Source organism: Ochrobactrum vermis (assembly GCF_002975205.1).
GTDB lineage: Bacteria > Pseudomonadota > Alphaproteobacteria > Rhizobiales > Rhizobiaceae > Brucella > Brucella vermis.
In genome coordinates this window covers 1244928-1268631 of the sequence record NZ_PCOC01000002.1, presented here as the reverse complement: position 1 = coordinate 1268631, position 23704 = coordinate 1244928, and the positions used below count along the sequence as shown (strand labels likewise).

Here is a 23704-nt window from a genome sequence, read left to right as displayed (position 1 = left end):
ATAATTAACCGGCGCCGTTCGGCAGCATATCGGAAAGGGAACTCAACATGCGTATCGTGTGTATTGGAGGAGGTCCGGCTGGCCTTTATTTCGGCCTTCTGATGAAAAAACTTCATCCAGAACATGACATTACGGTCGTGGAGCGGAACCGCCCTTACGACACCTTCGGCTGGGGCGTGGTGTTTTCCGACGCGACCATGGAATCGATGAAAGTCTGGGACCCGGAAAGTGCGGCTGAAATTCAGGACGCCTTCAATCACTGGGACGATATCGAGGTGCTGTTCAAGGGCACGCGCCAGCGCACCAGCGGCCACGGCTTCGTCGGCATCGGGCGCAAGCGTCTGCTCAACATTCTTCAGCTGCGCTGCGAAGCGCTCGGCGTGAAGCTTCAGTTTGAAACCGACGTGGAAAGCGATCTCGATTTCCCGGACGCCGATCTCATCATCGCTTCGGACGGCCTGAACTCCCGTATTCGCAATCGCTATGAGGACGTGTTCGAGCCCGATATGATCGTCCGGCCCAATCGCTATATCTGGCTCGGCACGGAAAAGCTGTTCGACGCCTTTACCTTCGACTTCCGCAAGACTGATCACGGCTGGTTCCAGGCGCATATCTACAAATTCGACGACAAGACCTCGACCTTCATCATCGAAACCACTGAGGAAGCGTATCAGGCGCATGGTCTGGACCAGATGGACCAGACGGCATCTATCGATTTCTGCGAGAAGCTCTTTGCGGAAACGCTGGAAGGCGTGCCGCTCATGACCAATGCGCGCCATATGCGCGGGTCCGCCTGGCTGAACTTCAGCCGTCTGATTTGCGGAAAATGGAGCCACTTCAACGGCAATTCCCATGTGGTGTTGATGGGTGACGCCGCCCATACCGCGCATTTCGCCATCGGCTCGGGCACCAAACTCGCCATCGACGACGCGATTGAACTGGCCAACCAGTTCCAGAAGCTCGGCCACGGCAAGGAAGGCATTCCTGAAGTCCTGCATGCCTATGAGGAAATCCGCCGGGTCGATGTTGCTCGCATCCAGAACGCTGCGCGCAACGCCATGGAATGGTTCGAGGTCGTAGGCCAACGTTATGCCGACACGCTGGAGCCGGAACAGTTCATGTATTCCATGCTCACGCGTTCGCAGCGCATCAGCCACGAAAATCTGCGCCTGCGCGACAAGAACTGGCTGGAAGGTTATGAGCGCTGGTTCGCCCGCAAGCAGGGGCTGAACGTGACGGAAGACGAGCGTTGCCTGCCGCCAATGTTCACGCCCTATACGCTGCGCGGCGTGACGTTGCCAAACCGCATCGTCGTTTCGCCAATGGCCATGTATTCCGCGACCGACGGCCTGATCGACGATTTCCATATGGTGCATCTCGGCAGCCGCGCCATGGGCGGCGCGGGACTGGTCTTTGCCGAAATGACCTGCGTGTCCCCCGATGCACGGATTACCCCTGGCTGTCTCGGCATCTGGAACGATGCGCAGGCCGAAGGCTGGAAGCGCGTCGTCGATTTCGTCCACGGCAACAGCAATGCCAAGGTTGCCATGCAGATCGGCCATGCCGGGCGCAAGGGCGCAACCAAGCTTGCATGGGAAGGGATCGACCAGCCGCTGGAAGAGGGTTCATGGCCGCTTCTGTCTGCTTCCGCCCTGCCCTATCTCAAGCACAGCCAGACGCCGAAGGCGATGGACCGCGCCGACATGGACCGGGTGAAAGCGGATTTTGTCACTGCCACCAAACGCGCTGCAGAAGCGGGCGTCGATTGGCTGGAACTGCACTGTGCGCATGGCTATCTTCTGTCGAGCTTCCTCTCGCCGCTCACCAACCGGCGCGAGGACGAATATGGCGGCAGCTACGAAAACCGTGCGCGCTATCCGCTGGAAGTCTTTCATGCAGTCCGCGAAGTCTGGCCGCAGGATAAGCCGATCTCGGTTCGCCTTTCCTGTCACGACTGGTTTGAAGGCGGCAACACGCCGGAAGATGCCGCCATTTTTGCAGACATGTTCAAAGCCGCAGGCGCCGATCTGATCGACTGTTCGTCGGGTCAGGTCTGGAAGGAAGAAAAGCCGGTTTATGGCCGTCTGTTCCAAACCCCGTTCTCCGACAAGATCCGCAACGAAATCCACATTCCGACGATTGCCGTCGGCGCGATTTCGGAAGCCGATCATGCCAATTCGATCATTGCGGCTGGGCGCGCCGATCTCTGCGCCGTGGCCCGTCCGCATCTGGCCGATCCGTCCTGGGCGCTGCATGAGGCGGCAAAAATTGGCATTAATTCCATCGCGTGGCCGAAGCAATATCGCTCCGCCAAGTATCAGTATGAAGCCAATCTCGCCCGCGCCGCCGCTGCGCCGCAAGGCGCGAAATAGAGCCGGTGAGATAACGGGGAGATTGCGATGAACGATGCTGCTGTTGGCCTTGCCCTTTCCGGCAAGCATGCGCTGGTCACCGGCGCCGGTAGCGGCATCGGCGCCGCTATCGCCGTTGGCCTTGCGTGCGCCGGGGCCAATGTGACGCTGGCGGGCCGCCGCCGCGAACCGCTGGAAGCAACCGCCGCCCTTCTGGACTGGCAACGGTGCTTTATCGCCGATGGTTTCGATGTGACCAACTGCGAAGCCATTGCAACCGGGCTGGACAGCGCGCGCGCCGCATTCGGGCCGGTCAGCATTCTTATCAACAATGCCGGGGAAGCACCGAGCGCACCTTTCGAGAAAACCAGCCTCGACATGTGGAGCCGCGTTCTCGATGTAGATCTGACCGGCGTTTTCAATGTGACGCAGGCGACCCTTGATGACATCAAGTCGGGCGGCAAGGGCGGGCGCATTGTCAATATCGCCTCCACGGCGGGCCTGAGCGGCTATGCTTATGTTTCGGCCTATTGCGCGGCAAAGCACGGGGTCGTGGGCCTGACCCGCGCACTGGCGCTGGAACTCGCCCGCAAGGGCGTGACGGTCAATGCCGTTTGCCCCGGTTTCACCGACACGCCGATCATCTCCCGCTCTATTGCGGCCATTGTCGCCAAAACCGGGCGGTCGGAGGAAGATGTTCTGGCAGAATTCGTCAAGGCGAACCCGCAGGGACGCCTGATACAGCCGGAAGAAGTGGCTGAAACCGTGCTGTGGCTGACATCGCCCGGCGCGCAATCGATAACTGGACAGGCGATTGCAATCGCCGGTGGGGAGGTAATGGCAGGATGAACGACAGCACGATTTCGATGGCGAGCAATCTGAAGCCTTTCAAGGACTATCAGGCCACGCATTTTCTATGGCAGACAAGCGAAGATGGTCGCGTTGCCACGCTGACCCTGAACCGCCCAGACCGGAAAAATCCGCTGACATTTGAAAGCTATGCCGAGCTGCGCGATCTGTTTCGCAATCTCGTCTATGCCTCCGACGTGCGCACCATCGTGCTGACCGGCGCTGGCGGAAACTTCTCGTCGGGCGGCGATGTGTTCGAGATCATCGAACCGCTGACCAAAATGGCGATGCCCGATCTTCTGGCTTTCACGCGCATGACCGGCGATGTCGTCAAGGCCATGCGCAAATGTCCGCAGCAGATCATTGCCGCCGTTGATGGCATTTGCGCAGGCGCAGGCGCAATTCTGGCCATGGCATCGGATTTGCGCATCGCGACGCCGGAAGCCAAGACGGCCTTCCTCTTCACCCGTGTCGGCCTTGCTGGCGCCGATATGGGTGCATGCGGCATTCTCCCGCGACTGATCGGTCAGGGCCGTGCGTCGGAACTGCTTTATACCGGACGCTTTATGAGTGCCTACGAAGGCGAGCGCTGGGGCTTCTTCAACGCGCTGCATTCGCAGGGCGACCTGCTTGGCAAGGCCGAGGCGCTGGCGCGCAATATTGCCGACGGTCCATGGTTCGCGCATGGCATGACCAAAACCATGCTCAATCAGGAATGGGCAATGGGCATTGAAGAACTGGTGGAATCGGAAGCACAAGCGCAGGCGATCTGCATGGCGACGCAGGATTTCCGCCGCGCCTTCGAGGCTTTCGCCGCCAAGCAAAAGCCCGTTTTCGAGGGGAACTGACGATGGATAGTTCCGCAGCAAAGCCGCTCACGCGGGAGCATCTCGACTGGCCGTTTTTTGACAAAGCCCATGCCGACTGGGCCGCAAAACTCGATGCCTTTGCTAAAAGTCCGGCGCTGGCTAGCGTCGATCACAGCGACACGGACAATGCCTGCCGCGCTTTGGTGAAAGCGCTGGGCCAAGCCGGGCTGCTGGAAGCAGCCGTCAGCCTGACCGGCGGCGAAGGCATCGATTCCCGCAAGCTTTGCATTGCCCGCGAGACATTGGCCTATCATGACGGTCTGGCCGACTTCGCCTTTGCCATGCAGGGCCTCGGCACCGGTGCGATCAGCCTCACCGCATCGGACGAACTCAAGCAGGCCGTGCTGCCGAAAGTGGCAAGCGGCGAATGGATTTCGGCCTTTGCCCTTTCGGAAAAACTGGCAGGGTCCGATGTGGCGGCGATGAGCTGCGCCGCCAGAGCCGATGGCGACCATTATGTGCTCGACGGTGAAAAGACCTGGATTTCCAATGGCGGCATCGCCGATGTCTACACCGTCTTTGCCCGCACCGGCGAAGCACCCGGCACGCGGGGCATTTCGGCTTTTGTCGTTTTCGCCACCGATCCCGGCTTTTCCATTGCGGAACGCATCGATGTGATAGCGCCGCATCCGCTGGCCACGATCCGCTTCGACAATTGCCGCATCCCGGCCTCGCGTCGCCTCGGCGCGCCGGGCGAAGGCTTCAAGATCGCCATGCGCACGCTTGATATTTTCCGCGCATCGGTTGCGGCAGCAGCACTTGGCTTTGCACGCCGTGCAGCCAGCGAGGCGCTGTCCCATGCACGGTCGCGTCCGATGTTCGGCGGCGCTTTGGCCGACTTGCAGCTGACGCAAGCCACGCTCGGTGACATGGCGACCGATATCGACGCCGCAGCACTTCTGACCTATCGCGCAGCATGGCGGCGCGACGTTCAGAAGCTGAACACCACCAAGGAAGCCGCCATGGCCAAGATGGTTGCGACGGAAAACGCCCAGCAAACCATCGACAAGGCCGTCCAGATGTTTGGCGGTCGCGGTGTGAAAAGCGGCGAAATCGTCGAGCGGCTTTATCGCGAGATACGCGCACTTCGCATCTATGAGGGCGCAACGGAAGTGCAGAAACTCATTATCGCGCGCGAACTGCTGAAGGCCAATTAACGCCTTTCACCGCACGTATTTTCTGGAGACACAACATGCATAAGACACTTCAGCCGCAAGGCTGGGCCCGCCCCATCGGATATGCCAATGGCGTTGAAGCGCGTGGGCGCACCGTCTACATCGGCGGCCAGATCGGCTGGAACGAACAGCAACAGTTCGAGACCGACGATTTCGTCGAGCAGACCGAGCAGACATTGAAGAACATCGTCGCCATTCTGGCGGAAGCTGGCGGCGGGCCGGAACACATCGCCTCCATGACCTGGTATTTCACCGACAAGGCTGAATATAACGCCAATCTGAAAGGCATCGGCCGCGCCTATCGCGATGTGATCGGCAAGCACTTCCCCGCAATGGCGGCGGTGCAGGTCGTCGCGCTGGTCGAAGACCGGGCCAAGATCGAAATACAGGCTTTTGCCGTTATACCGGACTGAGACCGCCATGGCCGATAGACGCGAATTCTCCCCCGCTGTGACAGGCACGGTTGTCGATGGCATTCTTGTCGTCACGGTCGACAACCCGCCGGTCAATGCCACCTCCGCCGAGGTGCGCAAAGGTTTTGCCGCAGCCATTCACCATGCTTCCGCAGAAGCGGCGATCCGCGCGACTGTGCTGAGCGGTGCGGGCAAGATCTTCATCGGCGGGGCGGACATTCGCGAATTCGGCAAGCCGCCGGTCGAACCGACATTGCCGGACGTGATCACGATCATCGAAAGCGCCGACAAACCCGTGGTGGCCGCGATCAACGGCCCCGCTTTGGGCGGCGGGCTTGAGGTTGCACTTGCCGCTCACGCCCGCATCGCTTCGACCAGCGCCTCTTTTGCCCTGCCGGAAGTCAAGCTTGGGATCGTGCCCGGTGCAGGCGGCACACAGCGCCTGCCTCGGTTGATCGGGCTATTTGCCGCTCTCGACATGATCGCCACGGGACGCCAGATTGCCCCCGAAGAAGCGCAGCAACTGGCCCTGATAGACCAGATATCGAGCGGCGATCTCGTGGCCGATGCCATGGCGCTTGCCAATACGCTGGTCGGCAAGCCTTTGCGCCGGACCGGCGATTTGCCTGTTACCGCACCGGATGCCACCGCCTTTGAACAGGCCAAAGCCAAGATACTGAAGAAAGCGCGTGGGGCGACCGCCCCCGGCGAAGCGGCGCGACTGGTGCAGCTTTCGACAACGGTCTCTATTGCCGAAGGTCTGGCCGAAGAACGCGCAACCTTCATTCGCCTGCGTGAGAGCGAAGAGGCCGCCGCCTTACGGCACCTGTTTTTTGCCGAACGTGCCGCTGGAAAAGTGGACGGCATGGAGGCAAAGCCTCTGGCGCTTTCCACTATCGGCATTGCCGGAACCGGCCTGATGGGATCGGGCATTGCCGTTGCCTGTCTTGCCGCTGGTTACAACGTCATCGGCTATGAAACGACGGCAGACGCAGCCGCCAAGGGCCATGCGCGGATCAGCGATATGATCCAGAAGGCTGTCGATACCGGCAGGCTTTCCGCTGAGGCCGCTGACGCCCAACGCGCGAAGCTCTCCGTCAGCGCCGAGATGACAGCGCTTGCCGATGCCGATTTGGTCATCGAAGCCGTCTTCGATGATTTCACCGTCAAGGCATCGCTGTTTCGCGAGCTCGACGCCTTGCTGCCTGCGGCAACCATTCTGGCAACCAATACGAGCTATCTCAATCCGGATGAGCTGGCCGCCGTCACTAACCGCACCGACCGGGTGCTGGGACTGCATTTCTTCTCGCCAGCCAATATCATGCGGCTCCTGGAAGTCGTGCGGTGCGCGGAAACGTCCGACGAGACGCTTGCAACCGGCATCGCCTTTGCCCGCAAGATCAAGAAGCTGCCCATCGTCACCGGTGTCTGCGAAGGCTTCATCGGCAACCGTATGTTTTCGGCCTACCGCACGGAAGCCGAGAAAATGCTGGCCGAGGGCGCTTATCCCGAAGATATCGATCGCGCCATGGAAGCCTATGGCTTTCCGATGGGGCTCTTCGCGGTTTACGACATGGCCGGGCTGGAAATTGCCTGGGCGCGGCGCAAGAGAGCGGCGGCAAGCCGCGATCCAAAGCTTCCCTATTTCGATGTTGCCGACAAATTATGCGAAGCCGGGCGTTTTGGACGCAAGACTGGCCTCGGCTGGTATCGCTATGCGGATGGTGTTCGCGCCAGCGACCCGGACGTGCACGCGCTGATCGATGATTACCGTGCGCGCAACGCCATTGTTCCTCGCAATTTCAGCGACGACGCGATCATGCAGCGCCTGCTCGCCGCCATGGCGCAAGAAGGGCAAGCCCTGCTTGAAGAAGGCATTGCGCGCCATTCCGACGACATCGATCTCGTTCTCGTCAATGGCTACGGCTTCCCGTCAATCAAGGGTGGCCCGATGTTCGCGACACGTCAGACTGGAGAAACCCGATGAGCGAAGCTTTCATCTGCGACTATATCCGCACACCCATAGGGCGTTTCGGCGGGGCTTTGTCCAGCGTCCGCACGGACGATCTTGCCGCTATTCCGCTCAAGGCACTTGTCGAGCGCAATCCTGCGCTGGATTGCGAAGCGATAGAGGACGTGATTTTCGGCTGCGCCAATCAGGCAGGGGAAGATAATCGCAATGTTGCGCGTATGGCGGCACTGCTTGCCGGTTTTCCCGTTACCGCCACCGGTACGACGATCAACAGGCTTTGCGGTTCCGGGATGGACGCCGTGCTCGCTGCGGCGCGCGCCATTCGTGCAGGCGAAGCAGAGCTTATGATTGCGGGTGGCGTGGAAAGCATGAGCCGTGCGCCCTTTGTTTTACCTAAAGCAGACAGCCCGTTCTCGCGCCGTGCAGAAATCCACGATACGACAATTGGCTGGCGCTTCGTCAATCCAGTAATGAAAGCCCAATACGGCATCGACTCCATGCCGGAGACCGGGGACCATGTGGCTGTCGATTATGCAGTCACGCGCGCCGATCAGGATGAATTTGCCTTGCGCAGCCAGAAGAAGGCCGCGACGGCACAAAGCAATGGTCGGCTGGCGCAGGAAATCACACCCGTTTCCATCCCTCAGCGCAAGGGTGATCCCGTGATCGTCAGTGCTGACGAACATCCACGCGAAACCACCCTTGATGCGCTGGCCAAACTGAAGCCAATCAACCGGCTGGAAGGCGCAACGGTTACGGCTGGCAATGCGTCAGGCGTCAATGATGGAGCTGCGGCACTCATCATCGCTTCGGAAGCGGCTGCCCGCAAATTCGGCCTCACGCCTGTTGCTCGGGTTCTGGGTGGCGCGACGGCTGGCGTTCCTCCACGCATCATGGGTATCGGCCCAGCCCCAGCAAGCCAGAAACTGATGACACGGCTGGGAATGAGGCAGGAGCAGTTCGACATAATCGAACTGAATGAAGCCTTTGCCAGCCAGGGATTGGCCACGTTGCGCCTTCTTGGGGTTGCCGATGACGACGTCCGCGTCAATCCGAATGGCGGTGCCATTGCTCTCGGACATCCGCTCGGCATGTCCGGAGCGCGCATCACCGGCACAGCAGCGCTGGAACTGAAACTCGGCGGTGGTCGCTTTGCTCTCGCCACGATGTGCATCGGCGTAGGACAAGGCATCGCCATTGCGCTCGAAAGGGTTTAGCGCCCATGGCAACGATCTGCCGTTTGAAACGGCAGATCCACAGTTTCCTGCGCGCCTAACAGAGTTTCTGCAAAAGCCGCTGCGTCGCTTCGATGTCCTGGACCATCAGGCTACCCGCCTTTTTCGCGTCGCCGGCACGAATGGCATCCAGCATTTCGTAATGATAGGCTGAATACGGATGGATAATCCCCTTATCCACTTGTTGGCGAACATGGTTGGAAAGAAGACGCATATAGGGTCCGAGCCGCAGCCACAGAGTTTCAATCATCTGAGGTAATGTTTCCGATCCCGATAATTCGTAGATCGTGAAATGAAATTCCTGGTTCTTGCGCAACATCTCATAAATCTTGCCTTCTTGACCGAGAGCTTCGTGCTCTTGGGCGAGTGTCAGACAGCGGTCAATATCGGCGGTCTTCATCCGTGGCGTAGCAAGTTCGGTGGCGAGCCCTTCGAGGGCAACGCGGACCCGACAAATATCATCCAGCCGCGCCCGTGATATATCGGGAACACGTGCCGATCCGTTGCGGGCAATTTCCAGTCCGTTTTCCGCTGCGAGCCGTCGCAACGCCTCGCGTACAGGCATATGGCTCGTGCCGAACTCTGCGGCAAGCGAAGCGATCGTCACCGCCTGCGACGGCTCGAACGAGCCCCACATCAAAGCTTGGCGAAGCTGTTCGTAGACACCGTCCTGTACAGTTACGCGCGATGATACTTTCGACAGACGGGTTTCACCGATCATTTGCTTCAAATCCCTTGTCTCCGTGTTCCTCGGTTATAGCATTTTACAGCCCGATAAGATCACCGGGTGTCGCATAAATACGGTGAAAACAACAGGATGGGGCAGAAATCGACATATAACCAGAAGGCTTAACCTATGGTCAGGCTGTCCAGCGCATCGCACAAGGCTTCCGTTTCAGCCAGAGAGGTCACCGAGCCGGGCGAAAACCGCAGAATCCGACTGCGGCAATCGCAGTAAAAACTGTCTGCCTTCAGTGCGGTCACTATCGCCGATGCCTTTTCAGCGGATACCGCCTGTGCCATTACGCTGCCGCCGCGTTCTTCAGACTTTTCCGGAGAGACCAGTGTCAGCGCAGGGTTGGCAGCCACCCGATCCACAATCATACCGGTCAACCGTTCGTTGTGCCGGGCCAGCACGTCGACACCCGTCGCGGAAACGAAATCAAGGCCGGGTTGCGAGGCTATAGCCGCCAGCACGGCAGGCGTCCCATGATCGAAGCGCCGCGCATCGTCGGCATAAGCAAACCTATCGAGATCCCATGAAAACGGATTGGGTTGACTAAACCAGCCACGCAATTCCGGCTTGCATGTAGCCAGCAACCCCGGACGCACATAGATTACCCCTGCTCCCGAACTTCCACAAAGCCATTTGAGAGACGATCCCACCACGACATCAATCTCTCCTGCGGAAAAGGGACGAATGCCGACGCCCTGGGTGACATCAGCAACGATGATCGTACCCTGTTGCCTGCCGTGATTACTGATCAGGTCCAGGTCGGCACGCTTCGATGTGGTAGACGACACCCATGTTATCAACGCAATCGCCACATCGCTGCCCCAGGCATCGACGAAATCCTCGTCACGTACAAAACTCTCGCCCGGTCGCATGGGTACGGTTTCAAGCGTAAACCCAAACCGAGCCTGCAACCCGGCCAGCAGAAAATGCAGACTAGGAAAGCAATCAGCCGCAGCCAGAATTCGGCGTCCGCGTAATAATTCCTCAGGCAGCGCACCGATCAGATTGTAAAGGGCGAGCGTCACATTCTCCGCAGTCGTCATGGATCCGGCAGGAGCATCAATCAGCTTCTCCCAGCTTCGGATGAAATGTCCGCGCTCCGCCAGCATTGCCGGCCACTGAGCGTCATTTTCTGCCGACCATATATCCGAGTAACGGTCGAGTGCCGTTTTCACTTTTTCCGCTTTACCCGGAAAGGTACCTATCGAGTGATAGAGAAAATAACCGCTCATGTTCTGTCCGCCATATTGCTGTTGCCGATGCCGCCGATGAAACCGGAATTGGATCTATCGGACTTTCTCCTTTTTGAAGCGCGCCTCAAGAAGCGCCACAAGGCGCACCAGCGGCAACAGGAGGATGAGATAGATAAGCGCCGCGCCAATCAACGGCGTTGGGTTGGCATAAAGTGCCTGTGCGTCTTGCGCTTCCTTCAAAAGCTCAGGCAGAGCCACGGTAGACGCCAGGGCGGTGTCCTTGAACATGGAAACGCAATTGCTGGTAGTCGGCGGAATGATGATACGGATTGCCTGTGGCAAAACCACTTTCCACAGAGTAATCGGGAATGGAATCCCGAGGGCCGAAGCGGCTTCGAACTGGCCGCGCGGCACACTTTCAATGCCGGACCGGAACACTTCCGCCGAATATGCCGCCATAACCATGGAAAAAGACAGGATAGCGGAGGTCCAGGCGGAAAGGCGTATCCCGATGAATGGCAGTGCATAATAGATCAGGATCAGCACGACCAGAACCGGCATGGCGCGGAATACGTCAATATAGGCAATCGCGAGATAACGCAGCAGTTTCGGTCCATAGATACGGACAATACTGATCAGCAAGCCCGACAGAACTCCAAAGAAAATGCTGGCGATACCGATAAGAAACGTATTGAGCAGGCCGCGTCCGAGCGCCGGCAGGCTCGAAGCGAGAACATCGGCGTTCAGGAAGGTTTCGGCGAATGTCATATTGGCGTCCTTCGCAGGCAAATCCCGGGAGCGCACGACCGGTCAGTTTCACAAGCAACGGTCGAAGATGGGCCGATCCTGCAAATGCGGCCCATCTGTCACCAACGTCAAAAGATTATGGCTGCGGGATCGGTACGACGGTAACCGTCGATGAATTGGCTGCAGGGTCCGTCCCGAACCACTTTTTGTGAATAGCCGCTGTGGTACCGTCCTGCTTCATGGCGGTGATTGCGTCGTTGAGCTTGCCGAGCAACGGATGGTCTTTCGCCATCATCAGACCATATTGTTCGCCGGTCTGGATCCGGTCTTTCACGGCATACCCCTTCATCTTGAGAAAGAGATGCTCCATGCCGGGTATGTCAGAAATGACCGCATCGATACGGCCTGCACCCAGATCGAGAAACAGATCCTGTTGCGAGTTATAGCCCTTGATATCGGCGAAGCCTTTGGCCTCCTTGTTTTCCTTGACCCATTTCTCGCCGGTAGAGCCAGAAAGGGCACCAACGGTCTTGCCTTTCAGATCGGCCAGTCCCGTAATGGCACTATCCGCCTTGGTGGCGACCCCGATGTCGGAATCGTAATAAGGCTGGGTAAAGGACTGCGATTTCAGGCGTTCCGGCGTGATTGTTATGGATGAAACCGCCACGTCGATACGTCGTGAAGTGGTTGCAGCGAACAGGGCCTGAAACCCGTAATCGGCAATTTCCGGCTCCAGACCAGCCCGTTTTGCTGCCTCGGTCGCCATATCGATTTCGAAGCCTTCGAATGTCCCATCGGCATTTTTCAGCTCGAAAGGAGGATTGCTGGGATAAGCACCAATATTGAGCGCATCGGCAGCCAGCGACGCAGATGTCATGGCAAGGGCGCTCGCAAGGCCTGCCATAGCCAGAAAAGTACGACGACAGATCATCATATTGTTATTCCCTCTATGGGTCGTTTCTTTTCGGTAGAAGTCTCTAACCCTACCAGTGCCGACCTATTTGATTATTTGATCACATGGAATTTTAAGTTTCAACTAAAATCGCATTGTGGGGCAACCGCACCGTCACGAACACGCTTACACTCAAAGGGAACCAAAGAATCGCTGGAGACGATCCATAGCCTCATTGACACGCGCAAGCGATTGCGAACCGAAACAGACACGCAGATGCCCTTCGCCGCACGCTCCGTAAAAGCTCCCCGCCTCTACGACAACGCCTGCCTCTGTCATGATACGCTCGGCCATGTCCTGAGACTTGAGACCCAGCGCGGCGATTTTGGGAAACGCGTAAATCGTGCCTTCTGGCCAGTCGCATGTGACGCCAGACATCTGGTTTAATCGCGATACGACAATGTCGCGTTTCACTTTGTCTTCCGTCACCAGTTCGGCCAATATCTCCTCCGGGCCGGAGACTGCCGCCAACGCGCCCGCCTGGATGAATGTGTTCACATGAGTGACGTCGTTGGTCGTGATCTTCAAGATGCCTTCGATCAGATGCGCGGGTGCCGTCAGGTAGCCAAGCCGCCAGCCATCCATGGCGAAACTCTTGGTGAAAGCAAACATTGAAATCGTTCGCTCCTTCATACCGGGCAACGAAGCGATTGAAACATGGCGCGCGCCATCGAACAGTATCTCTTCGTAAACCTCGTCCGAAACCACGACAAGATCGTGACGACGGGCGATATCCGCCAGAACTTCCAGTTCCTCGCGACTATAGACCCGACCCGTCGGGTTACACGGATTGATCAGAACAATCATTTTCGTGCGGGCTGTGATCTTCGGTTCGATCAGTTCCGCCTTGATCGAAAACCGGTCGCTGGCATCCAACGGCGCAAGAACGGGTTTGGCTCCAGCGAGCTCTATCTTGCCTATATGTTGGGGGTAATAAGGTTCCAGCAGGATTGCCTCATCACCCGGGTCAAGCAGTGCCATGAAAGCGGCAAAGGACGCATGGGTCAGCCCGTTGGTGACGACGACATCGGAAGCCGAAACATCCATATCATTCTTTTCACGCAAACGGGTCGCGAGCGCTTCGCGCAATTTCGGAATGCCCTGAAAATGCGAGTAATGGACATCGCCTGCCATCAGTGCATTGATCGTCGCCTGCTTGATATGCAGTGGCGTATCGGCATGTGGGCTGCCTAATTCCATGTGAATGAGGTCGCCAGCATCTGTGCCAAGCGCCGCCGCCCGGGCATACATGCCAAACGATTTTCTGGAGCTTTCGGTGATACGTTTGGCAAGCCGAACCATGAATCTATCTCTCCTGTTGTTTTCCGCCTTTGCACTTCGCCCCGCAGCGACGATCAAAGCCGGCATTCCAGCGACTTGGTCAGTCGGCGCACTCAAGCCAGCGTCGCCCTGTTCCGCTGTTCTCACATATTTGTTCTGAGCAGACCGCACCAATGCGGCTCCAATCTGGATCGTCATCCAACGTTCGTACATATCTAAAGATCATTTGATCAAATAAGCAAGTAGAATCTTCCATGAAAACTTCCGCTCGCATAGAAACAACCTAACTATCTAGAACTAATAGGTTTTATTAATATTTTCATCTCGCTTACGGTACGAGAGCAGGAGAAAGATCGGGGCCCAGTGGAACAACGGATAATGAGGGGACGTTATTCTTCATCGTTATCCACAAGGTGATTGCCTACGGACGTCTTGACGAGCTTCATATCTTTCAACAGCGAACCGATTGTGTCGTGGTCAACCTCAGCCATCAGATCACGCAACCAACCTTCATGGACCTGTGCCATTTTTGCAAAAACCGTCTGCCCCGTATCGGTCAATCGCGCGACAGTAACGCGCCTGTCAGTACCGGGTGTCTCGCGACGCACCAGCCCGTCGGCTTCCAGTCGTTCGATTAAGCCGGTAATGTTGCCATTGGTCACCATGGTCCGGCGCGAGAGTTCCCCTAGCCGCAGCCCGTCCGGCTCTCGATAAAGCTGAGCAAGAATATCAAATTGCGGCAGCGTGGCACCGAATTCATTGCGCAGACGGCGACGGATCTCCTGTGAAATCAGCCTGGTTGTTGCCAGCATACGCAGCCAGAGACGCAGTTCCTGCTTTTCGCCCTCATCGGCTTCGGTGACTATAAATTCAAGATCCATTATTACTGTCCGGTACCTATCGTTGCGCTGCAATCGACAAGAATTGCGCCAAGCAACAGATATTTCAAGTCTAAATCAATCCGGACCACCGTCCGCCATCCCTTATCCGCTGATAGACCGCGCCAAAATCTCATCATAACGCAATCGAGCGTTCAAAAACGCTGTTCTTGCGCCCCGACATGCGGGCTCAGTTTGTACAGCCTGGCCGATATTATACCTGAATGCATATAATAAGATCTCCTTGGGTGAGGTTTTGCTGCCAGTTACGCCAGGTCACCCCAATCATGAACTCCGGAAAATTGGGGTTTACGTCGCCTCTCCTTCGGCCTTGAGTAAATTCCATGGAGATTCTGCAAAAGAGATACTTGCAAGAGCATATTCTCTGCCATAGGCTTCGAGCCAACGTCCGAAAGAGACCGGTTCATCAAGGACCGTACAATAATGCCGGCGCCGGCTCAGGACGAAATGGGGACTTCATGAACGATACATCTGCTCTTTCCAGCCTCGCGTCCGGATTGCTGTCTGGCGCTGTCAAAGTGGTTGACATCACCGCGCCGCTCGGCCCGGATACGCCCGTCCTCTACCTTCCCCCGCAATTCGGCAGAAACACGCCTAACGTTAAAGTTCATACTATCAGCCAGTACGATCAGGACGGTCCGTTCTGGGCCTGGAACTGGATAGAGCTTGGCGAACACACTGGCACCCATTTCGATGCTCCCTGCCATTGGATTACCGGTAAGGATCACCCCAACAACACCACCGATACGATCCCGCCGCAGAACTTCGTTGCCCCCGTAAACGTAATCGACCGTTCTGTGCAGGCCGCCGCTGACGCCGATTATCTGCTGACGGTGGACAGCATCAAGGAATGGGAAGCGGAGCATGGCGAAATTGAAGCCGGGTCATGGGTTTTGATGCGCACCGACTGGTACAAGCGCAATGGCTCGGTCGATACATTTCTGAACGCCGATGAAAACGGTCCACATTCTCCAGGACCGACGGTCGAAGCAATCGAGTACCTGCTCTCCAAGGGCATCATCGGTTGGGGCCAGGAAACAGTCGGCACGGACGCAGGATCTGCGGGAGCCATGACTCCACCGTTTCCCGCACACAATCTAATGCACAAGGCAAACCGATATGGGCTGGCAAGCCTGAGCAACCTCGACCAATTGCCCGCCAAGGGCGCCATACTGATCGCTGCGCCCTTGAAGTTCGTGAAGGGCACCGGGTCGCCAGTCCGAGCGCTCGCACTCGTCGTTCAGGGATAAACGCCTGATACCCGCATCAGCGGCAGGATTCCTTGGCACGGCAAAGCTTTACGTCGAGCCAAGGAAGTGCAATCTGAGCGTTTTTTGATTTTGTATTGATTGCCCGCCTGCAGATCGACCGGCGATCGGCGGAGAACATTGGGTGGCGCCATCGCACGTCTGAGCTTGAAGCGGCCGCGAACACACCCGGATAACGCCATCGGTAGAGGCTTTTGCTCTCATAAAGGCAACAAGCGTACCGCCCGCCTTTTCCCTACCTGACAAGGTGAGGAAAGCAAACGCTCTCTCTGTCCTGTAGACAAAGGTAGCTGTCCATCTCGATGGTCGCAGAACCGAATCCTTGACTTTTCAAAACGGCCGCATTTAAACACGGGGCAAATTCCCGGAACGGGTCATTCAAAAGCGTCCATATTGACCGGCACGCTGCGTTAGAAATCAAGAGTAAATCATGGCAAATGAAGATCTCGAAGCTCGGCATCTAGAGACTCTGGATCGGGACTTAGGCCGCTTCGCCAAGCTGGAAACAGCGGCGAGTTACGTCTCACGCCCACTCATTGCACCAGGTATCGCTCTTGTATTCATCATGCTTGCCGGGCTTGGCGCGGCAGTACTGCTGGGCCAGACCAGCCAAATGCTCATTGTAGTAGCTGCGGCCGTTTTCGGCGCCTACATGGCTTTGAACATCGGCGCCAATGACGTGGCAAACAATATGGGACCGGCTGTTGGTGCCAATGCGCTGAGCATGGGGGGCGCGATCGCGATTGCCGCCGTGTTTGAAAGCGCAGGCGCTCTCATTGCCGGAGCCGATGTGGTGTCGACGGTGGCAACCGGCATCATTGCGCCGGAAACACTCGCAACCCCGATTACCTTCATCTGGGCAATGATGGCAGCTTTGCTCGCCTCCGCCCTTTGGGTCAACCTTGCCACATGGATCGGCGCTCCTGTTTCGACCACACATGCCGTTGTCGGAGGGGTCGTAGGGGCCGGTATCGTTGCAGCAGGCTTTGGAGCCGTAAACTGGTCCCAGATGACGGCCATCGCCGCAAGCTGGGTTATTTCGCCTTTGCTGGGCGCGATCATAGCTGCTGGTTTTCTCTGGTTGATCAAAGCCCGTATCGTCTATCGCCCAGATAAAATTGCGGCTGCTCGGGTGTGGGTGCCAATCCTTGTTGGCCTTATGGCCGGAACCTTTGCAACCTACCTGATCATGAAGGGGCTCAAGCAGTTGATCGATGTTTCGATTGGCGTGGCCCTGATCATCGGATTGGCTGTCGGTGTCGGGAGCTGGTTTACTTTAATCCCTGTCATCCGCCGCCAGTCACATGGACTCGAAAACCGTAACAAGTCGCTCAAAGTGCTGTTTAGCATCCCGCTGGTCGTTTCAGCTGCGTTGCTTAGCTTTGCCCACGGCGCAAATGATGTGGCAAATGCTGTCGGGCCGCTCGCTGCAATTGTCCAGACATCGCAGACCGGCATGTTGAACGATGGCGTCGTAATTCCGCTCTGGGTTATGTTGATCGGCGCAATTGGCATTTCATTTGGGCTATGTCTATTTGGCCCCAAGCTCATTCGAATGGTTGGCAATCAAATTACCAAGCTGAACCCGATGCGAGCATACTGCGTGTCTCTTTCAGCCGCGATTACGGTCATTCTGGCGAGCTGGCTGGGCTTGCCGGTCAGTTCGACCCACATCGCTATTGGCGCAATCTTTGGCGTCGGGTTCTTTCGCGAATGGGATACGGAACGCCGATTGAAAAAGGCACGCCAAGCGCTGCCGGTAGACGATTCCATTCCGGTTGAAGAACGCCGTCGTCGCAAGCTGGTCCGCCGCTCGCACGCATTGACGATTGCCGCAGCCTGGGTGGTAACGGTTCCTGCTGCCGCAATCCTCTCCGCCATACTGTTCGCACTGTTGAATCAAATCCCTGTCGGGCACTCCTGATCCCGTAACACGAGCAGTACCTATCAAGGTCTGGTATCAAAACCCGCGCATTTTTCGCACAGGACGCAGACTATTCACAGGATAGCGCCCGCCAAAATCGCACATGTAACTTTCAGCGAATCGGGTGACTTTCGACATCAATCCGGCTGTCATTCAAACGTCGCAAATCTCGGAAATTGCGGCGTTTTTCTGACACGCAGGGTCGGTGTTCTTCGTTTGTAAATTTGATAAAACCGCATCGTTCCGTACCAGAAAACAGGCGCGGAAATTGCCCAGTAAAATGTGAATATGTTAATTAAGTCAAAGCGTTGATAAGTTCTCTTGCAAGTAGCGTGCTTATCCATAAGATGCGAGCCATTTCAAAAATTACAATGGAGGGGTTCTCAGATGTATCGTAAATTTCTACTGACAGGTGTGTGTCTTCTGGCGCTAGCCGGTGCAGCTTCGGCTGAAGTCGTTCTCAATCGCGGTAACGACACCGATCCGGCGACATTGGACCATCACCGCACTTCAACAGTGGCTGAAGGCAATGTCATGCGCGACTTGTATGACGGCCTGACCATTCAGAATGCAAATGGCGAGGCAGTTCCGGGCGTAGCAAAGTCCTGGGATGTTTCCGAAGACGGCACCATCTACACCTTCCATCTGCGCGATGACGCAAAATGGTCGAACGGCGATCCGGTTACAGCCGGTGATTTCCAGTTCACCTTCCGCCGCCTTATGGACCCGAAGACCGCCGCTGGTTATGCCAGCATGCTGTTCATCATCAAAAACGCTGAAGACATTGCCGGTGGCAAGAAGCCGATTGACCAGCTCGGCGTCGAAGCTGTCGATGACCATACCCTCAAGGTTACGTTGAATGCTCCTGCTCCGTATTTCCTTGAACTTCTGACCCACCAGACCGGTTTTCCGATGAACCAGAAAAGCGTCGAGGAAAATGGTGACAAGTTCACCACGCCCGGCAAAATGGTGACGAATGGCGCCTACATGCTGGAAAGCTTCACGCCGAACGACAAGATCGTGATGAAGAAGAACCCGTATTACTACGAAGCGGATCAGGTAAAGATCGATACGGTCAACTGGATACCGTTCGAAGACCGCGCAAGCTGCATGCGTCGCTTCGAAGCGAAAGAAGTGCAGATCTGCTCCGACGTTCCGGCCGAGCAGATGGACTACGTGAAGAAGAACCTTTCCAAGGAATTCCGCATGGCGCCGTACCTCGGCGTCTATTATCTGCCGGTAAAGGGCAAGACTGCGGACAGCAAGCTGAAGGACCCACGCGTCCGTCAGGCGATTTCCATGGCGATCGACCGTGATTTCATCGCCGACCAGGTCTGGCAAGGCACCATGCTGCCGGGCTATTCGATGGTTCCTCCGGGCATCGCCAACTACGTGAAGGATGCGCCAAAGCTCGACTATTCCGACGATATGCTGGAGCGGGAAGACAAGGCCAAGGAACTGTTGAAGGAAGCAGGCGTCGAACCGAACACGCTTTCAATCGAACTGCTGTATAACACCTCGGAAAACAACAAGAACACGATGGCCGCTATCGCCGATCAGCTCGGCAATGTCGGCATCAAGGCTTCGCTGAACGAAACCGAAGGCGCGACTTACTTCAACTTCATGCGTGATGATGGCCCGTTCGATATCGCCCGTGCGGGCTGGATCGGCGACTACAACGATCCGCAGAACTTCCTTTTCATCAGCCAGAGCAATGTGAGCTTCAACTACTCCAAGGTGAAGAACGCCGATTACGATGCGCTGATGGCGAAGGCCGAAAAAATTCTCGATCTCAATGAGCGCGCCAAGACACTGGCAGAAGCTGAACAGCTGAAGCTCAATGAGATGAGCAATATCCCAGTCCTCTATTATTCGTCGCGCGCCCTTGTTTCAGACAAGATCGACGGCTGGAACGACAACCTCATGGATAGCCACAAGACGCGCTGGCTCTCGTTTAAACAATAAATTTTCAGCTTGGGCTGCGCCTGTTGGCGCGGCCCTTTTTTCTTCCGGCAGTTCCGGAGGGCCCTCATTTATCGGGGCAAACATTTTTAAAAAGCATATGGGAGTTTTTCAATGGTTCGCGGATTCTTGATGACAGGCGTTTGCCTGATAGCGCTGAGCAGTGCCGCAGCGGCAGAAACAGTGCTTAACCGGGGAAACGATACCGACCCCGCCACGTTGGACCAGCATCACACCACAACTGTTTCGGAAAACCGTGTTCTGCGCGACCTTTATGAAGGTTTGCTCGCGCAGAACGAGAAGGGCGAATCTATTCCCGGTGCGGCGTCCTCGTGGGATATTTCCGAAGACGGCCTCACCTACACTTTCCATATGCGCGAGAATGCCAAATGGTCGAACGGCGATCCCGTTACCGCTGGTGATTTCGAATTTTCCTTCCGCCGCATCATGGACCCCAAAACAGCCGCCGGTTATGCCAGCGTCCTTTACGCCATCAAGAACGCCGAGGAAGTTGCCACCGGCAAGATGCCGGCCGATCAGCTTGGCGTGAAGGCGCTTGATGACAAGACGCTTCAGATAAGCCTCAAGAACCCTGCCCCCTATTTCCTTGAACTCCTCACCCATCAGACCGGTTTTCCGATCAACAAGAAGGCAGTCGAGAAGTTCGGCGACAAGTTCACCCTGCCCGGCAATATGGTGACCAATGGCGCCTATACGCTGGTCAGCTTTACTCCAAATGACAAGATCGCCATGAAGAAGAACCCGAACTACTGGGATGCTTCCAATGTGAAGGTCGATGCCGTGAACTGGATACCGTTTGAAGATCGTGCGAGCTGCATGCGCCGCTTCGAGGCGAAAGAGGTAGATATCTGCTCCGATGTTCCAGCCGAACAGATGGACTATGTGAAAAAGAATCTCAGTGGTCAGTTCCACCTCGCTCCTTATCTGGGCATTTACTATGTCGACATCAAAGGCGAACCGTCGAGCAAGCTGCGCGATCCGCGTGTGCGCCGTGCCATATCGATGGCTGTCGACCGCGATTTCATCGCCAATGAAGTCTGGCGCGGCGTGATGCTGCCAGCCAATTCGATGGTGCCGCCCGGTATTGCCAATTACGTCAAGGACGCACCGAAGCTGGATTTCGCTGATGAGGATGTGCTGGATCGCGAAGACAAGGCCAAGGAACTGCTGGAGGAAGCCGGTGTGCAGCCCGGCACCCTTTCGGTGACCCTGCGTTACAACACCTCCGAAAACCACAAGAATACCATGGCCGCGCTTGCCAACATGCTGGGCAATATCGGCATCAAGGCAACGCTCAATGAAGTCGAAGGTGCTACCTTCTACAACTACCTTCAGGAAAAGGGGATGTTCGACATCACCCGTGACGGCTGGATCGGCGATTACAACGATCCGAATTCGTTCCTGGAGCTTTATACCACCGGCAATTACTTCAATTATGCCGAATGGTCGAACAAGGATTACGACGCGCTGATGGCGAAATCCGCGACAACGACCGATCTCGCAGAACGGGCGAAAATCCTCGCCGAAGCAGAGAAAATCCTGCTCAGCGATGGGGCCGTTGTGCCGTTGATGTACTATTCGTCCACCGCACTCGTTGCCGACCGTATCCAAGGTTACGAAGATAACCTGATGAATTCACACGGCACGCGCTGGCTATCAGTCAAGAATTAAAAAACACAAGAAAAATAATACCCAAGGAGCATTTCCAGCAACAGTGCGAAGCCGTTTGCATAGGATAATGCGTAAAAAAGGGATCGGGATTTGTCGAACCATCGCAAGATGGTTCGACAAAGAAGGGAAAAGAACATGCTGGGCTATACGCTCCGACGATTGGGTAGTGCGATACCCACGATCTTCATCATCATCACGCTGACATTCTTTCTGATCCGACTGGCGCCCGGCGGACCTTTCGACCTTGAACGGCCAATCGATCCGCTGATCCTGGAGAACCTCAAGAAAGCCTATAATATGGATGCGCCGCTCTGGCAGCAGTACCTGATTTATCTGGGCAATCTTCTGCACGGCGATCTTGGGCCAAGCTTCACCCGGCGCGACTTCACGGTGAACGATCTCTTCGCATCCGGCCTGCCGGTTTCGATCATGCTCGGTACATTGGGCCTGACACTTGCGGCAATCATCGGAACGTTTCTCGGCACCCTGGCAGCGCTGAAGCAGAATTCGGCCGTCGATTATTTCGTCGTTGCGCTGGCCACATTCGGTATCACCACGCCGAATTTCGTCGTGGCCCCGCTCCTCAGCCTTCTGTTCGGCGTCATACTCGGATGGGTTCCGGCGGGCGGCTGGTCCTCGGCCAATATAACCTACTGGATATTGCCGGTCCTGACGCTTGCATTGCCGCAGGTCGGCGTCATTGCGCGCCTCGTACGCGGCGCCACGATCGAAGCATTGCGCGCCAATCACGTGCGCACCGCGCGCGCTTATGGCCTGCCTTCGCGCGTGGTGGTGGGTGTGCACGCATTGCGCGCCGCCATGCTCCCCGCCGTTTCCTATCTCGGCCCGACTGCTGCAGCCCTGCTGACGGGTTCGGTCGTCGTCGAGACAATCTTCGGCATTCCCGGCATCGGCCGTTACTTCGTGCAGGGCGCGCTCAGCCGCGATTACACCCTCGTCATGGGAACTGTTGTCGTTATTTCGGTCTTCGTCGTGGTGTTCAACCTGATCGTCGACCTTCTTTATGCATGGCTTGATCCGAGGGTTCGCTATGACTGATCTTTCTGTACCGACGGAAACAGCCCGGTTGGAAGTTCCCAGCCGTTCGCTCTGGCAGGATGCATGGCTGCGCCTGCGTAAGAACAAGGCTGCCGTGGCAAGCGCCATCGTCCTTCTGCTGATGGCTTTTCTGGGCGTATTCGGCCCAATGCTGAGCCCGCATCCTTATGACAAGATCTACCCGCAGTTCGTGCGTGTGGCACCGAGCCTTGAGGCCTATCCGCGTTCGGATACGATCATGCCCGGCCTTGAACGCGAACTCGCCCGCGCACGACTGAAAGCTGCCGGCGAACCGGAATTGAACGGCAACAATGTCGTTGTCGACTTCACCGCGCAGCGTCCGACAGACGAACGTGTGCTGCGCTATTTCCAGCGCTCTGATCTTTTCAGCAATCCCAAAATCGACATCGCTTCAGACGGCCTATCGGGCAAGCTGACCCTCGACGTGACACGCAATTACTTCCCGCTCGGCACAGATAATCTGGGGCGCGATCTGATGACGCGCATCTTCATCGGTGTACGCATGTCGCTTGCCATCGGCTTGCTCGCTTCCGCAATGGCGCTGGTTCTGGGTGTGTCCTATGGCGCCGTCTCCGGCTACCTGGGCGGGCGTGCCGACAATGTGATGATGCGACTGGTCGATATTCTCTATTCGCTGCCTTTCATCTTCTTCGTGATATTGATGCTCGTCTTCTTCGGGCGATCCATTTTCATCATCTTCATCGCCATTGGTGCGACGGAATGGCTGGATATGGCGCGCATCGTGCGCGGACAGACATTGAGCCTCAAGCGCCAGGAATTCGTGCAGGCGGCAGAAGCACTTGGCGCGACGCGGCGCGGCGTCATCACTCGCCATATCATTCCCAATGCGCTCGGTCCTGTCATCGTTTTCGTGACATTGCTGGTGCCGAAGGCAATCCTGCTCGAAAGTCTCCTCTCCTTCCTTGGCCTCGGCGTTCAGGACCCCCTCACCTCTCTGGGGCTGCTGATCTCTGAAGGCGCCCAGAACATGCGCGGCGCAGGCTGGCAATTGATCTGGCCTGCCGCAACGCTGACCATCATCCTGTTTGCGCTAAACTTCCTTGGTGACGGCCTGCGCGACAGCCTCGACCCGAAGGATCGCTGAG

19 protein-coding genes are annotated in these 23704 nt (G+C 56.8%); 13 read left to right on the top strand and 6 right to left on the bottom strand.

All coding sequences use genetic code 11. The annotated features are described in order from the left end of the window. The first annotated feature begins 47 nt into the window (after positions 1–47). The 7 genes from CQZ93_RS20235 to pcaF are packed head-to-tail and all read left to right on the top strand — an operon-like array spanning position 48 to position 8846. Positions 48–2372 carry a bifunctional salicylyl-CoA 5-hydroxylase/oxidoreductase gene (locus CQZ93_RS20235; RefSeq protein WP_105544345.1) on the top strand — a complete coding sequence of 775 codons (2325 nt, stop codon included), beginning with the start codon at positions 48–50 and terminating at the stop codon, positions 2370–2372. A gap of 27 nt (positions 2373–2399) precedes the next feature. After that, positions 2400–3200: an SDR family NAD(P)-dependent oxidoreductase gene (locus CQZ93_RS20230; RefSeq protein ID WP_105544344.1), complete on the top strand. Its 801-nt coding sequence runs from the start codon at positions 2400–2402 to the stop codon at positions 3198–3200. Then, positions 3197–4048 carry an enoyl-CoA hydratase family protein gene (locus CQZ93_RS20225; RefSeq protein WP_105544343.1) on the top strand — a complete coding sequence of 284 codons (852 nt, stop codon included), beginning with the start codon at positions 3197–3199 and terminating at the stop codon, positions 4046–4048. Before CQZ93_RS20230 ends, CQZ93_RS20225 begins: the two co-directional genes overlap by 4 nt. Positions 4049–4050: 2 nt before the next feature. Then, positions 4051–5226, top strand: coding sequence for an acyl-CoA dehydrogenase family protein (locus CQZ93_RS20220; protein WP_105544342.1), 1176 nt, complete (start codon positions 4051–4053; stop codon positions 5224–5226). Between the two features lie 35 nt (positions 5227–5261). Next, entirely contained in the window at positions 5262–5657 is a 396-nt protein-coding gene (locus CQZ93_RS20215; protein ID WP_105544341.1) for a RidA family protein, read from the top strand. A 7-nt stretch (positions 5658–5664) separates the two neighbouring features. Beyond that, entirely contained in the window at positions 5665–7644 is a 1980-nt protein-coding gene (locus tag CQZ93_RS20210) for a 3-hydroxyacyl-CoA dehydrogenase NAD-binding domain-containing protein (protein WP_105544340.1), read from the top strand. After that, positions 7641–8846, top strand: a complete 1206-nt coding sequence (gene pcaF, locus CQZ93_RS20205) for a 3-oxoadipyl-CoA thiolase (RefSeq protein ID WP_105544339.1) — start codon at positions 7641–7643, stop codon at positions 8844–8846. The genes CQZ93_RS20210 and pcaF overlap by 4 nt, the downstream gene beginning before the upstream one ends. Before the next feature lie 55 nt (positions 8847–8901). On the opposite strand, the gene CQZ93_RS20200 is transcribed toward pcaF, so the two are convergent. The 6 genes from CQZ93_RS20200 to CQZ93_RS20175 all read right to left on the bottom strand — a co-directional run bounded on the left by CQZ93_RS20200 (position 8902) and on the right by CQZ93_RS20175 (position 14654). Next, the gene (locus CQZ93_RS20200; protein WP_105544338.1) at positions 8902–9585 is read right to left on the bottom strand and encodes a GntR family transcriptional regulator; all 684 of its coding nucleotides are present in this window, start codon (positions 9583–9585) and stop codon (positions 8902–8904) included. Between the two features lie 128 nt (positions 9586–9713). Beyond that, positions 9714–10832, bottom strand: coding sequence for an aminotransferase class V-fold PLP-dependent enzyme (locus CQZ93_RS20195; protein WP_105544337.1), 1119 nt, complete (start codon positions 10830–10832; stop codon positions 9714–9716). 54 nt (positions 10833–10886) lie between these two features. Beyond that, the gene (locus CQZ93_RS20190; RefSeq protein ID WP_105545238.1) at positions 10887–11561 is read right to left on the bottom strand and encodes an amino acid ABC transporter permease; all 675 of its coding nucleotides are present in this window, start codon (positions 11559–11561) and stop codon (positions 10887–10889) included. Between the two features lie 115 nt (positions 11562–11676). Beyond that, on the bottom strand, positions 11677–12474 hold the full coding sequence (locus CQZ93_RS20185; RefSeq protein WP_105544336.1) for an ABC transporter substrate-binding protein: 798 nt from the start codon (positions 12472–12474) through the stop codon (positions 11677–11679). A gap of 150 nt (positions 12475–12624) precedes the next feature. Continuing rightward, positions 12625–13971: a pyridoxal phosphate-dependent aminotransferase gene (locus CQZ93_RS20180; protein WP_286154228.1), complete on the bottom strand. Its 1347-nt coding sequence runs from the start codon at positions 13969–13971 to the stop codon at positions 12625–12627. A gap of 191 nt (positions 13972–14162) precedes the next feature. Then, positions 14163–14654: a MarR family winged helix-turn-helix transcriptional regulator gene (locus CQZ93_RS20175; protein ID WP_105544334.1), complete on the bottom strand. Its 492-nt coding sequence runs from the start codon at positions 14652–14654 to the stop codon at positions 14163–14165. Positions 14655–15130: 476 nt separating this feature from the next. On the opposite strand from CQZ93_RS20175, the gene CQZ93_RS20170 reads away from it, so the two are divergent. The 6 genes from CQZ93_RS20170 (at position 15131) to CQZ93_RS20145 (ending at position 23703) form a co-directional block, all read left to right on the top strand. Then, a complete protein-coding gene (locus CQZ93_RS20170) occupies positions 15131–15922 on the top strand; it encodes a cyclase family protein (RefSeq protein ID WP_105544333.1) in 792 nt (263 codons plus the stop codon). Between the two features lie 448 nt (positions 15923–16370). Then, complete coding sequence (locus CQZ93_RS20165) at positions 16371–17864, top strand: inorganic phosphate transporter (RefSeq protein ID WP_105544332.1); 1494 nt, start codon at positions 16371–16373, stop codon at positions 17862–17864. 387 nt (positions 17865–18251) lie between these two features. Beyond that, complete coding sequence (locus tag CQZ93_RS20160) at positions 18252–19829, top strand: peptide ABC transporter substrate-binding protein (protein ID WP_105544331.1); 1578 nt, start codon at positions 18252–18254, stop codon at positions 19827–19829. A 111-nt stretch (positions 19830–19940) separates the two neighbouring features. Next, the gene (locus CQZ93_RS20155) at positions 19941–21518 is read left to right on the top strand and encodes a peptide ABC transporter substrate-binding protein (RefSeq protein ID WP_105544330.1); all 1578 of its coding nucleotides are present in this window, start codon (positions 19941–19943) and stop codon (positions 21516–21518) included. A 135-nt stretch (positions 21519–21653) separates the two neighbouring features. Beyond that, complete coding sequence (locus tag CQZ93_RS20150; RefSeq protein ID WP_061345341.1) at positions 21654–22577, top strand: ABC transporter permease; 924 nt, start codon at positions 21654–21656, stop codon at positions 22575–22577. Next, positions 22570–23703: an ABC transporter permease gene (locus CQZ93_RS20145; RefSeq protein WP_105544329.1), complete on the top strand. Its 1134-nt coding sequence runs from the start codon at positions 22570–22572 to the stop codon at positions 23701–23703. The genes CQZ93_RS20150 and CQZ93_RS20145 overlap by 8 nt, the downstream gene beginning before the upstream one ends. Position 23704: the final 1 nt, after the last annotated feature.